3 protein-coding genes are annotated in these 14,660 nt (G+C 72.3%); 2 read left to right on the top strand and 1 reads right to left on the bottom strand.

The genetic code is table 11. The annotated features are described in order from the left end of the window. Nucleotides 1-9 precede the first annotated feature (9 nt). Entirely contained in the window at nt 10-2,160 is a 2,151-nt protein-coding gene (locus ACIRS4_RS21390) for a CHAT domain-containing protein (RefSeq protein WP_404198166.1), read from the bottom strand. A gap of 168 nt (nt 2,161-2,328) precedes the next feature. Here ACIRS4_RS21390 and ACIRS4_RS21385 point away from each other — a divergent pair, with 168 nt between their 5' ends. Both ACIRS4_RS21385 and ACIRS4_RS21380 read left to right on the top strand, forming a co-directional pair. Next, on the top strand, nt 2,329-4,707 hold the full coding sequence (locus tag ACIRS4_RS21385) for a CHAT domain-containing protein (RefSeq protein ID WP_404198163.1): 2,379 nt from the start codon (nt 2,329-2,331) through the stop codon (nt 4,705-4,707). 140 nt (nt 4,708-4,847) lie between these two features. Beyond that, nucleotides 4,848-14,546: a hypothetical protein gene (locus ACIRS4_RS21380; RefSeq protein WP_404198160.1), complete on the top strand. Its 9,699-nt coding sequence runs from the start codon at nt 4,848-4,850 to the stop codon at nt 14,544-14,546. The last annotated feature ends 114 nt before the right edge of the window (nt 14,547-14,660 follow it).

Raw genomic sequence — 14,660 nt, 5'->3', positions numbered from 1 at the left:
CGTCGCCGGTCAGCCGGAGGCCGCCGTCGGCCTGAGGGTGAGGGAGCTGGAACAGTACGCGGTGTACGCGAGCCCCAGCAAATTGCCCTTCCCCAGCAGGGCGGTGCGTGCCGAGTGCAGCGCCGAGCCGACCGACCGACCCTCCAGCAGCGCCTGCCAGAACAGCTCGGCCACCTCGCTCGCCAGCGTCTGCGCCACCGAGATCTCGGTGCCGACGACACCGGAGGCGTGCAGGTCGGTGAAGGCGTCGGCGTAGGAGAGCCAGGTGGCGGGTCCACTGTCCACCGTGTGACAGCCGTTGAGGAAGACCAGCGGCGACCTGTCGTGCCAGCTCGCCCACCGGGCATCCGTGATGGCGGCGAGGTCCTGCGACGGGATCCGGTCCTTCTCGCCGATCTCCAGAACCGTGTGGCCGGGCGCCTCACGACCGTTCTCCGGTGTACGGCCGTGGCAGTAGAAGTACACGCAGTCCGGAGCTTCGACCAGCGCGTCGATCAGCGCCGCCTTCGCGGTGTGGTCGGTGAGTCGTCCCCCGAACCGCGAGTGGAGGCGCGCCACATGGCGCTCCGTCTCGCCGGCGTCGAGGGCGGTGCTGCGCGCGACCGTCATCGCGGGAGCGCCCTCGCCGCGTCCGGCGACCAGCGCGAGGTGCTGCCCCTCGGACCGCCGTGACGGCGGCTGCTCGATGACATGCCGGTAGCCCCAGAAGCCGTAAGGGCACAGGGTGTTGAGCTGATGGCCGTCCGCTCCCGGACACTCCCGGGTGTCCGCGGGCAGGTCGGGTTCCAGCCCCTGCCGGCAAGGCTTCCAGGTGGCGCCCCGGACGACCGGGATGTCGTAGACCAGGGCCCAGGGAAAGGCCAGGTCCATGCCCTCCTGACGGCAGATCTGCAACTGCGCCGCGCCACCCAGGACGCCGCGCAGCGCTTGCCGTTGGGCGCTGCGCGGGGCGAGCAGGACGAACAGGTCCCAGCCGATGCCCGCGAGGTTCTCCAAGTCGGTGAGGAAAGCCTCCCTGGACTTGCGGTTGTCCGAGGTCAGCAGGTTCACGCGTTCCCCGTCCTTCACCCCGGCGTGGACGGCCATGAGCGCCGTGCGGGCCTGCTCCAACGCGCCCGCCGTCTGCAGCTCGCCGAGCCGGAAGGTGCTCACCGCGCCGCTCGCGCCGTCGACGTCGACCGCGAACGAGCCGTCGGCCGCCTGCGAGATCCGGATGGCGGCGGTGCGCGGCGGCAGGGCGGCGAGGCCCACGAACCCGGGCGTGAGCGTGTAGTCGATCTCCGCCGAGACCGGTGGGGTGCCTTCGACCCGCGTCTCGCGGGGCGCGACCATGGCGGTGAGCGTCGCCGACTGCAGTTGGTGCCCGCGATGAGCCACCAGGAGGCGCAACCTTGCCGGACCCGACTCCGGTGGGGCGACCACGGGAACGCGCAGGTAACGACCGCGGTGGTCCGGCTCGCACACGTGCCCCGGGCCGTCGGGCGAGCACTCGCAGACCCAACTGCCGCCTTCTTTCGGCAGGAAGAGGTGATGGTGAGCGGGGGAGACCGCGAAGTCGTCGCTGCACACGGAGACGGTGAGCCAGTGACCGTCGGCGGGGTCCAGCAGGTCGTCGGGGAAGGGCTGGGCCGACTCGGACAGCAGGCTCTCGGCGATCAACTTCCCGATGCTCATGACCAGTTCGTAACGCCGGCCGACCGCGAGGCAGCGGTCCGTGGGCACTTGGATCTGCGACAGGGGCCAGGTCAGCCAGAGGTTCAGGAAACGGTCGGCAGCCGTGTCCTCGTCCGCTTCCTCGGACGGGAGCGCGACGTCGCCGACGACGTCGAAGTCGACGAAGTCGCCCGGGGCGGTGCGCGGCCCTGTGTTGACGGGGTCGAAGGTGGGCTCCGCGGGGGTGGCTGAGCGGTGCTCCTGCTCGTACTGCCGGTGGAAGGTGTTCCAGAGCCTCGCCGCTCCCAGGTGTTCGACCCAGATGTCGTCCAGCGCGTCTCGGAGGGACTCCGCCGGCAGGTTCGGGTCGGTCAGCAGGGATTCGAGCGCCTGGCGTGCCTCGTCCTCCAGATCCTCGTCGCTCCAGAAGCGGTCCGAGGCTCTGAACGCGCGGAGTTCGGCCTCGAGTGCGCACCGCGGTTCCCAGGGATGGACGGGGGCGGTCATGTAACGGCACTCCCTGAGGAGATGTGCGCCGACCGGACGGCGGTGACGGACGGGGACGGAGTGATGATGGCATGGTGAAGGGGCAACACAGGTGCAGATGAGCTGTTTTCGCCTCTGTGACCGATGACCGACACGGCGCACGGGTGTGGTGCCGGGGGAGGTGAGGGCGTGGTGGGTCTGCTGGACGAGCTGACGATCCAGCTCGACGAACCGAGCAGTGTCCCGCGCAGGATCACGGCCGTCGTGGTAGACGGCGACGTCCTTCCGCCGCCGGACGCCGCTGCGCCGGTCGGCGCGGCGCTGCGGCACCTGTGGGGCTCCGACGACAACGAACTCCTGCGCACGCGCCTGGCGAAGGCGTTGTTCCCGCCGAGCACCCGGCCCCGCTTCCGGGCCGCGGTGGAGGCGCTGGGCAGTGGCCGGCGACTCCGCATCCGGCTGCGATTGCCGACACCGACGGGGGAACAGCCCTTCTCGTTGGCGGAGTTGCCCTGGGAAGCCGTGCGGGTGCCTGGCCCCAACGCGGGACCCGGCGTCTGGGACGGCTGGGTCCGCGACCTGGAGCGGTCGCCCATTCCCTACGGCGAACTCGGAAGCGACGAGCGGTTCACCCTGGTCCGGGAAGTCCAGCCCACCGGGCTGGTCACCACAAGTGCGCGGCGCACGTACCGCCGCGTCGTGATCGCCGACGCCACAGAGGTTCACGGCGTTGTGCGCACCCCCTCCGGGACCCACACCGTCGGGCGCCCCGGTGACCGGGAGACGGCGGCAGCCGACAGCGAACTGGTGGCGTCGGCGCTGGACCGTTCGCATCTGGAGGCCGAGGCCGTACCGTCGCCCGCCTCGGCGGAGACCATCCGCCGGTGGCTCGTCGCCGGTGCAGGAGCCTTCTACTTCGGGGGGCACCACGTCGAAGGCGGACTCGTCGTCGCCGACCGCCCGGGGTCGGCCGAAGCCGCTCTGCTCGACGGCGGCACGCTGACCCGGTGGCTGCTGGACGCCGAAGTGCCCCTCGCGGTGCTGCTCGCCTGCGACAGTGCGGGCTCGGCCGCGCAATCCGACGGCGGGATGAGACCGCTTCCCCTCGCAGAGCGAATGGCGCGGGAGGGTGTGCCTCATGTGGTCGCCGTCCAGGGCACGGTGAGTCACCGGCAGGCAGCCGACTTCGCAGGCTCGTTCTTCGCGGGCCTCGCCGCCGGCGACGGCATCGACGTGGCGCTCGCCGGGTCGTCCCACGCCTTCGCCGGGTCCACCGCCCGGCCTGTCCTGTACAGCGGTCGCGGGCAGCGGATGTCCATAGGCCTGGACGAGAGGCCCCGCCCCGCACCGCCCGGCTCCACCGACGCCCACCGGATCGCCCGGGGCTCCGAGGAACCGGTGCTTCCCGACGAACGGTTCCGGGTCTCCCTGGAGACCCGCTGGACCCTCTTCACCCCGGCGCAGGGGCAGCCGTGCGGGTACGACGTCCTGGCCGACCCTTCCTGCGCCGACCTCGCGGGGCCGGTGAACGAGTGGGAGAAGATGCTGCACCGGGCGGGACGCGGCGTGGATCCGCCGCCCGGAGAACCTCGCCACTGGTACACCTACGACCACGACAAGTGGCAAGGACGTCTGCCGAACGGGCATGACGAACTGGTCCGCGCACTGGAGGAGCCGTACCGGCCGCGCCGCAGGGAACCGCACCCGGACGAGCCCCCGCACCGCGGGATCGGCCTCGTCGTGCGCAAGGATGCCGCCGGAGCGACGGGCCACGGCTTCGTCCGGGACCTGCGGCAACTGCCGCTCCTCGACTGGGACGTGCGGATGATCGTCGTTCAGATCCACGGTCCCGGCGAGCGCATCGACACGGTCCGGCGGGCCGCCGACACCGTCGCCCGGGAGCTGAGGTTGCCCGAGTACGTCGTCAAGGCGCACGCACCGGGCGGCGAGGGCGAGGCCGGGCGCGACGCCGGGGGCGAGCGTGCGAGAGCCGCCCGCCTCGCTTCCCTGTGCCTCGCCGCCACCGACGACGCTGACCTGGACCGCTGGCTGAGCGCGGCGGCGGCGGGTGAAGGCGGGCTGCCCGTGCCCGGCGACTTCCGTGGGCTCAAGGTCCCCTCCACCGTCATCGACGCGGTGGTCCTCGCGCTGGTCCGGTCAGGCGCACCGGGGTGGAAGGCCGCGCTCGCCGCCTGGGCGAACGAGGGACCGTCCCACCCCGTGCGGTGGGCCGTCGACATCGCGACGGCGGTCCTGGACGCCGAAGAGGACCGTGTGACCGCACAGGACCTGGGCAACGCGGATCTCGCGATCGCGCTCGACCGGGCCGGACTCCTCCCCGCCCGCTTCCGGCAGCTCGACCCCGAGGGGCTGCGGCCCGGCAGCTGGGCGCTGTTGGCCCGGCGGCAGCCGACCGAGGAGGACGCGGAATGGCTGTGGGGCATGGTGCCCGCCCTGCGCCGTCTCGCCGGACTGGAGCAGGATCCCGGCGACTACGACTACCAGCTCGAACACGACCTCCACGAGTACCGGAGCGCCTTCATGCCGGAGCTGCCGCACCTTACCTGATACGCCGCTTCCCATGGTCAATCCGGAAGAAAGTGATGTTTGGCGGAAGTTCACTCCATATTCTGATCAGGCATCACCAAAAGACATCAGCAGCCGCCTGGTAGTGGACGCGGATCTGCCGGAACGCGAAGGGGACGCGCGTGCTCGACAACTGGTACTTCTGTGCCGCCCTCGGCCTCTCCCCCCAGGACGCCGCCGCCCATCTCGACGTCATCGCCGCCCTGGGCGAGCCGGCCGACGCCGATCACGCCGACGACGTCGTCTGCGCCGCCCTGGACCATCTCGGCCGGGCGGGGACGGCGACCGCGCTGCACGCGCTGCCCCATGTCCTCGCCGCGCACCGTCGCTTCGCCGACGCCGGCGGGGAGGCCTCTAACCAGACCGGCGACAACGGGGAGGGCGCCGAGCGGCCCGATGAGCAGCGCTTGGCCGACGCAGCCAGGGAGGTCACGGACCACGCCGGCGACCTCTACCGCGACCTCGCCTCCGTGGTGCCGTCCCAGCAGCAGCGGACGGCGAACCTGCTTCGCACCGCAGCCTGCGGCGCGCCGGCGGATGCCGCCGGGCTGTTGGACGCCGTCCTGAGCGAGGCCTCGGACGAAACGGACGCCCATGGCGCCTCCGCCCAGCCCTACCACGACCTGTTGCAACAGCCGCTGCTCACCATGGCGTTGATCGTCGCCCGGTTCCTGGCCCGGCTCGACCCTCGTGCGGTCCGTGAAACCGTCGAGACCCGCGCGTCGCTGGTGGACAGGGCGTTGGCCGGCGACCACGGCCGACTGGCCCTCCTCCAGGCGGCGGAACTGCGGGCGGCACTCGCCCCGGACGAGGCCGACCAGGTCTGGGAGGCGCTGGCCCGCGCCTCGCAGGGCGCGCTCGACCTGGAACCCGACCTCCTCATGACGGCCGCACGGGTGATGTTCGCGCCCGACACGGTCCCGCGCACCAAGAAGGCACAAGTCCCCCCGGAATCAGAGGACTCCGAGGAAGAGAACGGTGTACCGGGCGACATCATCGACGCGTTGGAGACCGAGGCCCTGACAGGCGCCCGGTTACTGCGCCTGCTGGAGAAGCGGCGGTCGTCGAAGGGCGTCCCGACGCGAGACGAATCCCTGCGCGCACGGCAAGCCGCCTACGCCAGGCTGGGCGGCACCGGCGCACAGCAGCACTCGGCCATGCCGTCGGTGCTGTGGCAGGCGACGCTGTGGACGCTGTCCGCCGAACTCGCCCCGAGGACGACGGCCGGCCGCCTCGCCCGCTGGTGGCAGGCACCGCACACCCCGCCCACCAAGCCGAAGCAGATCCAGAACCAGCAGCCGTGCCGGATCTCGGTCCCCTTCGACGACTACGCCCTGGTACAGAGACACGTGGGCGGACTGCACCGGCTGCGCGCCCCGCACCAGAAGCCGCCGAGCCTGCTGCTCACCGACGGCCCCGCCGCCGAGACCACGGCACGCGACGCCGCGTCGGTCTGGTCGCCCTGGATCATCCCGCCGCCCTGGACGCCCCGCCCGCCGCAGGGCGCGCAGACGGACCCCGACTCCGTCCCCGGCGAGGAGGAACGCAGGCGGAGGGAGGAAGAGGAGAACGCCCGGCTCCGGCTCAGCGGCGTCGAACCCGAGCAGCTCGTGCGACTGCTCGCGGCCGGCATGCTGACGGCCCGGCTCCTGACCGTCACGGCCGGCCGCGGTCCGCGTCCCGACCACCTGCTGCTGCTCGTCGTCCACATCCGGGACATCATGAGCCGCCGCAACGCGCTGCTCGCCCTCGCCCAGTCCGACGCCCGCCGCTACGGCGAACTCACCGGCCACCTCGCCCCGCTGCTCCTGCACGTCAGAAGCCAGGTGGACCGCATCGGCAAGGGCCAGCGCCCGATGGTCCCACCGGGCGAGATCGTGCGCGTCATCACCGGCCTCTGCACGGCGGGGCCGGACGCCCCCGGGGCGGGGGCGCTCGAACGGCTGCTGGTGCGCAACGGCCAGGCCCTCAACGCGGCGCTGCTGTGGGTGCTGGAAACCTCCTCCGGCGGTGTGGGCCCACACCGGACAGAGGCCGGCGGACGATGGTTCAGCGAACCCACCCCGCCCGCTCGCGCTCTGCTGGAACTGGCCCAAGAACAGTCGACGCGGTACACGAAGACAGCCATCGACGCCGCGCTGCTCCACCGGGAGATCTACGGAACGGACGACGACGACACCGGGTTGCTGCGATGGGACTGGACAGAGGCGGGACCGCGGTTCCTCCTACCTCCGAAGAACGACCGGTTCGACCTCCTTCCCCGGCCGCTCGTGCTCAGCGGCCCCGCCGACGAGAACCGCACCTTCTTCTCGGTGGCGGAGTGGGAACGCATGGGCAAGGGGCTGCAGGAGCTGGTGGCATCCGCGGACATCCACGGGGTCACGCCCATCACCCTGAGCACCCAGCGACTGGCATCGTTGCTCAGGGACCCCGAGCTCGGGGACGTGGGACGCCACGAGGAGTGGGTCACGGCCTGGATCGATCTGGTGGGCTCCCTCAACAGCGCGGCCCATCTGCCGCGCCCGGTACGCAGCAGGATGCTGGAGATGTTCCGGTCCCCAGTACTCGGTCACGGTTCCCAGCAACGACTCCTGCGCGTGCTCGAACAGGTGGTCAGGGTCATCGTCGACATCAGCGGCCGGGCGCAGTTCTTCTACGAGCGTCTTTTCGCCGAGCTCGACACCGCCACCGGCCTTCGTGGCGAGAGCGCCCACAGGCTGCGTCTGCTGACCATCGAGTCGCTGTATCACAAGTGGGGGCACGGGCCGCTGGCCGCCGAGCGCGACGACCCCTTCGGCGTGTGCGGGAGCCGGGTGACCGCGCGGGGCACGGAGCTGGCCCTTGTCGAATTCCTGCGCAATACGGCCGATCTTCGGGTGCGGACGTTGAACAGGTCCCTCGGGGCGATCATGACGGACATGTGGCAGCGGAGCCACGAGCCGGCCTCCTTCCCCCCGCACCGTGAGGACGTGGAAGCGCTCACGGCCGACCCGCGGGTGCTGGCTGCCACCCTCGACAGGCGCACGGGTCAGACCGTGGTCTACCGGCAGCGGGTGCGCCTCGACGAGGCGGTCGTCGACGGCAAGCGGGAACCGGTGCGAAACCTGTTCGTCGACGGCACCGACCTTCCGAAGTGGGGTGCCTTCGCCCTCGGTACGGTGTGCGCCATCACCGATGACGACACCCAACGGTGGCTGTCGGTCAACTGCGGACTCGCTGAACCGGTGCCAGTGCGACTGGGGCGCACCGCGCAGGACATGGGCTGGCGCATGGGGGACAGCCTCGCCGTTCACATCATCCCCGGTGAGGACGAGGCGTCGCAGGTCGTCGCGCTTGCCGCCCCAGAACCGGAGGACAGGGAGGTGCGCCTCGCCCGCCTCGCGCCGACTGACTCGTTTCCCTGGCTGAGGCTGGACGTCACCGGAGCTGCCGAGAACGTCTACCCGCAAGGCTGGAGGTACCGGAGCAACGTCGAACGGCGCCGCACGGACCAGGACATCGCTGCTCGACGGTTGTGGGACCCGGACATCTCCCGGGTTTTCGCCCATGCCCACGGGGGAAGCGTGTCTCACGAGACGCCGGCCATGTGGGACGCCCGGCTCCAGCACTGGCTGCCGCTTGACGCGGGCCTGCCCGAACTGGCTGTGGAAGCGGCGACCAACGGGGCGACGGGCGAGCCCGGGCGGGCCAGGGTCCGCCTCGTGTTCTGCGGCCACGCCACCGACCGTGCCGGCTTCGGGCCCGCCCACCGCTTCGTGACCCTTCCGGGCCGGTGCTTCGTGCTCGGCCCCACCGCATGGGAGCAGAACGACTGGACCCGCCTCGAGGAGGCGTGCCTGCGGGATCCGGCCGGGCTGATCGTGCACGCCGAGTTCCGCCCGGACGACGACCCGTCGGGCCGATCGGATGAGCTGCGGACCGGCGTGCGCCTGCGGTTGGCGACCGCCCCTGACGGCGGGCCCTGCTTCGACGACCGCAACACCCGCTGGCTCGCGGCCTTCGAGACCGGCACCGAGGACGATCAGGCGCCTGACGCCGACACTCGACTGGCGCACCTGGACAGCGACGGCACTTGGCGGATCGACGTGCAGGCGATCGACGGATTCCCCCGGCGGGTGGCCACCACCCTGCGGAGGGGGACCGATCGACCCGAGCGGACATCAGTGCTGTGCAGCATCGAGTCCTGGCGGGAACCCGAGGCCCGCCGAAACAAGGTCGGGGTCCGTCGGTTCCAGGAGAACGGCATCCAGGACCCACCGAACGTCGATCGGTACCGGGAGCTTGCGTCGCTGCGTGCCGGTTCCGTGGTGGAACTCGTGGAAACGGGCAAGAAGGACTCCGTCGCCGAGAACTACGTCCGCCTGGCCTCCGGGCTGGGCGGCTATGCCGCCACCGACTCGCTCACCCTGACCGGGCTTTTCCCGGTGTGCTCACCGACAGCCCGACGTCGGGCCGTTGTGGTGGAAGACCCCACCCCGACGTCTCTGGGGCGTTTCAAGCAGCAGCCGATCCCCTTCCCGCCGGACGAACTGACCGCACAATGCGGGAGTTCGGCAGATCCGAAGGCTCTTGGCCGGGACCGGCTGCGTGGTCTGGTCGTCACCCGGTTCCAGGACGACAACTACCGGATCTCCCACTTGCTCGTCTGGTTGAACCTGGGCGCCCGGGTCGTCGAGGCCCGGATTCCCGTGCACTGCTTCAACCACGACAAACCCTCCGTCGGCGACCACCTGGACGTGCGGCGCACCGCCCGGGGCTGGACCTTCCTGGTGCGCCCCAGGGCACTGAAACTCCGCGCACTCTGGGAGCTGTCGAAAGACCCCGCGCCCAGCGACTGGTCCCCGGTTGGCCAGTACAAGGACGGAGACGGCGAAGTCCGCGAGATGTACCAGGCTCCGCACAAGGCCGAGCTGGCCTTTGGTCCGTCCCAGGCCCCCCGGGACGCCGAGAAGGCCCATGCCAAAATCGACCGGCGCGGCCGACGACGGGACGAGGACGAATTCCCCGCGGTCGTCCGCCACGACGGCCACCACCTTGTGGGGCAGGCCTCCGGCGTCGACCTGACCGACGAGTTCCAGCCGGTGCGTGTGGAGCGGACCTGGCTGGAGTCCGATGCGCCGGCCGGACTCCTGGACCTCCGCAGGATGTTCCTCCTCTCGCCCGCCGCCCGGTCACGGTCCGCGGCATCGAAGCCCGCGCCCCGGCGCGTCCTCGACCCGGCCTCCGAGTGGAACCTGTTCATGGCGGGACCCACCCCCACGGTCACCGGCTCCCTCGCCCGGAACCGCGTGGAACCGAGCGCCCCCGCCCCCCGCCTGGCCCCCGACGACGACGGCCGCTACCAGCCCTGGCTGGCCCTGCTCGACGAGCCGCGCACGCTGGTCGCCGGGCGGAGCGTCGACGACTACCTCACCGATCCCGTCCGCGCCGTGCCGGTGGCACACGGCCGGGGGGCCCGGGCGTCCTTCCTGCGCGTACCGCCCGTGACCCTCGCGGAGTTCATGAAGGAGGTCATGCCGCGAGCGCGGGTCGACGGACGACGTCACGAGATCAAGGACCAGCACGGCAGGAAACGCCGCCCCTACTACGTGGGCGCCACCGCCGTCGGCCCGGACACCGTGCACCGCTTCGAGTTCGGCTACGGCTGGTTCCTCGACATCCCCGGCGACGAACTCACCGTCGGGGGCAAGCCCGTCGACCCCACCGGCATCACCCTCTTCCACGGTGACCGCGTTCGGGCGATGTCCTTCCACCGCCGCGGCGACGACACGGAGGGATCCGGCACCATCATCGTGGACATCGTCCCGGGTGACGTCCTCAAAGGCCCGGAGCGTCGCATCCACGCCGAAGGCACCGACGCGGAATGGCCCGTGGTCCATCTGCTGGACGTCGACATCGATCACGCCAAGGGCCGGGTGTCGGTTGTGCGTGCCTACACCGCGACCCGGGGCGCCCTCCGGGACGGCAGAGGCGTCCCCATGGAAGGCGTCCCGATCAGCGCTTTCCTCGACGAGGACAGTCAGCAGGCGCTGCTTGCGAAGGTCGGGCCCGGCACGGCCCGCAGACAGCAGGTTCTGGGCAGGGCCCGTCCCTGGCGGGCCGCGGATCGGGGGCACCGGCTCGGCTTCGTGTTCGTCCCCCCGCGTGCCGCGCCCGAAAACGGCAGCGAACCCGGGCTGCGCACAGGCGACAGCCTTTACCTCGTCGCCGGACTGGTCGTGCAGACGACCAACGAACATCTGCTTCCCTTCGCCGTCCCCGTATCCACCGCTGTCGAAGGCGAGTCACTGCAAGTGACCGTGAGCCGAAGGGACTTCTCCTATCGTGAGAGCGCACTGAGGCTTGCGGCCGAGGATCAGTACGAGGGCGCGAAGATGCTGGTCCGCCTCGTCGGCCGCAGACCCGACAGCGACAACCAGTGGTACGGCGCGACCAGGCAGGCCCCTGAACGCCGCCTCGACACCCTGCGCAGCTACCTTGTGAGCCGTGGCGGTGACTGCTTCGCCGTGGTCACCGATTCGGGAAAGCAGGTCGAGGTCCGTCCCGGGGTGCTGTTCCCGGTGGCCGGCATGCACACCCCGCACCGGCTCGTCCCTCGCTCCGTGGTGCGCCTGCGTGCCCACGCGCCGGGCGGGGTGACGGCGCGTCAGGCGATCCCCGCGGATACGGGTTACCTCGGCGAACGGCCGCGCCCCGCCGTGGTGTTCCCCAAGGACGTCTTCCGGACCGAGCAGGACTTCCTGAAGGCAGGCACGCGCAGGGGCGGCTTCACGGTCGCCGGGCTGCCCGGCATCAGCGCCACCGCACCAGGTGACCTGGCGAAGGTCTTGTTGTGCGGCGACCATCCCAAGATCGTCGGAGTGGTCCGCGAGTCGTCGGACCGCGGCCGTGTCGACGTACGGCTGGTGCCGCTCGGGCAGGGGCAGGGCGGTGTCGTCTCCTGCCGGAAGGGGCAGGCCGTACGAGGCGCTCGGGTGCTCTGGAAGGGTGCCGCCGGCACCGAACCGGCCGCCTCCGACACGGTCGTGCCGTGGGCCCAGCTGTCGTTCATGGACGTCACCGCGGAGGAGATCGCCGCCGCCTGCCACGACCGGGGCTGGCTCTACCACGACACCCGGACCAGGACCTGGCTGCCGGCCAGGAAGAAGTACGACCGCCCCTGGCTCAAGCAGCCCGCCCGCTCCGTCGAGGAGCCGGTGTTCTTCTCCCGAACCGCCGCCGGCTGGACGCTGCGGCACCGGAGGAACACCCTGCGCCAGTTCGGCTTCCCCGCGGCGGAGCTCCTGGAAGGCACCCACCAGGACGGTGCCGCGCGGGCCCGGGGGAGTTGGGTCGTCGCCGCAGGCGGCCGGGACAGCCTCTGGCTGGAGCTGGCCCCGGGGCGGATCGCCGAAGTGTCCGCCGAACTGCTCCAGTTCACAGACGGACGTTCTCTCGCCGACCTCGACTGCTCCCTGTTCAGCCCGGGAGACCTGGTGCAGGGACGGGTGGAGGGCGGGGTGAACGAGTGCGGTCATCTCGTCCTCACCCGGTGGCGGCCCGGCCCGCGCGGCGCCTTCGCGGCGTCCGCCGCCCGTCGGATGCTCCTCCCGGTCGACCGGGCCGACGAGGTCAAGGGCGCCCTGCACCTGGGCGAGGGCGCCATGAGCATCCGTCATCCCGCGGCCAGGGACGTCCTGGACGCCCACCCGGTCGGGGCCGCCGTGTGGCTCGACGACGGCAACGCGCTGACCCCGCTGGAGAAGTCGCCCGTACGCGAGGGCGACGTCGTGTTCGTCGCCGCGTCCGAGGTGCCCGGCGAGCTGCGCGTCCTCGGACTGCCCGCGGCCCGGGTGCGGTTGGCGCGGGAATCCGTGCAGGGCGCCTGGCCGCCCCGCACCCAGTGGCTGCGCGATGCGCTGGCGGCGGTCGCCGCCGGGACGGGCCTGCTGCTCGCGAAGCTCGGCAGTGTGCCCATGACCGTGGAGCACGTCGGAGACGGGACCGAGCCGGTGCTCACGCTGTCCCGGCGGGCCCAGCCGCGCGGCACCTGGCCCAAGGGGTCTGTGCTGGCCGAGCCGGTCGCCGACCTGGGCAAGGGCGACCTGGCGGTGCGGTCGGGCTCCGCCCTGATCCAGGTCCCCGTCCGTACGCTCCTGCGGGGCCTGCCCGGCGGGACGGCCGCCGCGTCGGCCGCCGCCGCGGCGCTCGTCGCCCGCGGCGGACTGTTCCGCCTGCACTGGGACCCCCAGACGGCCACGCTCACCAGCGGGCCCGAGGCGGAGCCGCACGACCGGGACCGGCGGGAGACCAGCGTGCTCCCGCTGGCCGCGGTGGACACCCCGCAGGACGGCTGCCTCGGCCTCGTCTGCCGGGACGAACAGACCCAGCAGCTGTGCTGGCTGCCGGCCGGCGAGGCCGCCTGGACCCGTCGGATCCCCGGCGAAGTCCTCCTGGACCACCTGCGCGCCGTGAAGCACCTGCCCGCATTGCGCGGCGCTCCGGGAACGGTGACCCTGTGCGGACACCCGCCGGTCGCCCGCGAGTACGACAGGCTGGAGCCCGGGCAACTGCGCCATGTCCGCGTGGTCCGGTCCGGGACCGCCGCGGCGGTCCCGGACTCCGGCGGCGACGAGGGCGCTGCGGCGGCCGACACATCGCGGGTCTCCGACCGCTGCCTGGTCTCGGTCGAGCCGCTCGGCATGCTCGCCGAGTACACGCCCGCCGACGGAAACGCCCTCCCCGCGCGCGGCGAGACGTTCATGGCAGAGGTGTCACGCCTGGAGCGCGGCTCCGGCCGCACCGCCCTCCGCCTCGTCGAACAGGGCAGCAGGCTGACGGTGGTCGACCTGCCCGCGTGGATGCCCCTCTCGCTGCGCAAGCTGTACGTCCCCCATCAGCTCGCGAAGGCGGAAGCACCGCCGGAGCTGATCCCGCCCAGGTTCGCCGAGTACGGGGCGGAGATGGACGGCGGCCGGGAGGGCACGGCGCTCACCGATCCCGCGCCCTCCCCGGCGCACCTCCTGCTGCGCGCCATGGGCGCGACGGACACCCTCGCGGACGGCAGCGGCGACACCGCCGACGAGGCGGCGCGAACCGCCGACGTGCACGAGCAGGCCGTCCGCGCGGTCCTCGGCTGGCTGCGCTCCCCGGAGGGCAGGGCTTTCGTCCTTCAGCGCGACGCCCCCGTCGACCTCGCCCCCGCCCTGGCGGTGTGCTCGCTGAGCACCCGGGTTCCGCAGCGGGCCTTCGGTCTGCGCTGGGGATGGCAGACCTACCTCCTCGGCCGGCTCGGCGACCGAGCCGTCAGCTCGCTGCACGTGGAGGCGCTGGTCACCGAGTGGCTCACCCGCCCCGAGCGGCACCGCGCGACGGGCGGGGACTGGCGCAGGCTCCGCTCGGTGGAGATCCTGCCGAAGCTGACGCAGGGCCAGCTGGGCGCGCTCGTCGACTACGGCCTGGCGGTCTGGGACGGCGGGCCGGCCGGGCAGCAGAGGGAGCGGGAGGCAGCGCCGGTCGCCCGTGCCCTGCTGGCCGCCGTGGGACGACTGCCCTCGGCGGACCGGATCGTCCTCGACACCCGCCAGCGGCCGGTCGACGCCCCGCTCCTGCGCGCCCTGGCCGACCTCGGCGCGGGACTGCGGCCCGCGCGGGGCCGTGCCGTTCCCCGCTGGAATCTCCGGGACGAGCAGTACGACACCCTGCGGGCCGTCACCGCGAAGGTCCTGCGGGACGACGTCCCGCTGACCCTGCTCCCCGCGTACGCCCCGCTCACCCGCGAGGCCCGGAGTTTCGGCTACGACCTGCTCAAGGACGCCGCCCGGCGTCTGGAAGGCCTGTGAACCGGCCCGTGGGGGGGGGGGCCCGCCCGGCCCCCCCCCCCCCCCCCCCCCCCCCCCCGCGCCCCGGCCCCCCCCCGCGGCCGCGCCCCCCGGGGGGGGGGGGGGCGGCGGCCC

Source organism: Streptomyces sp. NPDC101166 (assembly GCF_044768125.1).
In the GTDB taxonomy this organism is placed as follows: Bacteria; Actinomycetota; Actinomycetes; order Streptomycetales; family Streptomycetaceae; genus Streptomyces.
This window is presented reverse-complemented; position numbering and strand designations above follow the sequence as displayed.

Coding starts and splice junctions, on each gene's coding strand:
- ACIRS4_RS21390 (WP_404198166.1), bottom strand. CDS start 2,160: ATGACCGCCCCCGTCCATCCCTGGGAACCGCGGTGCGCACTCGAGGCC.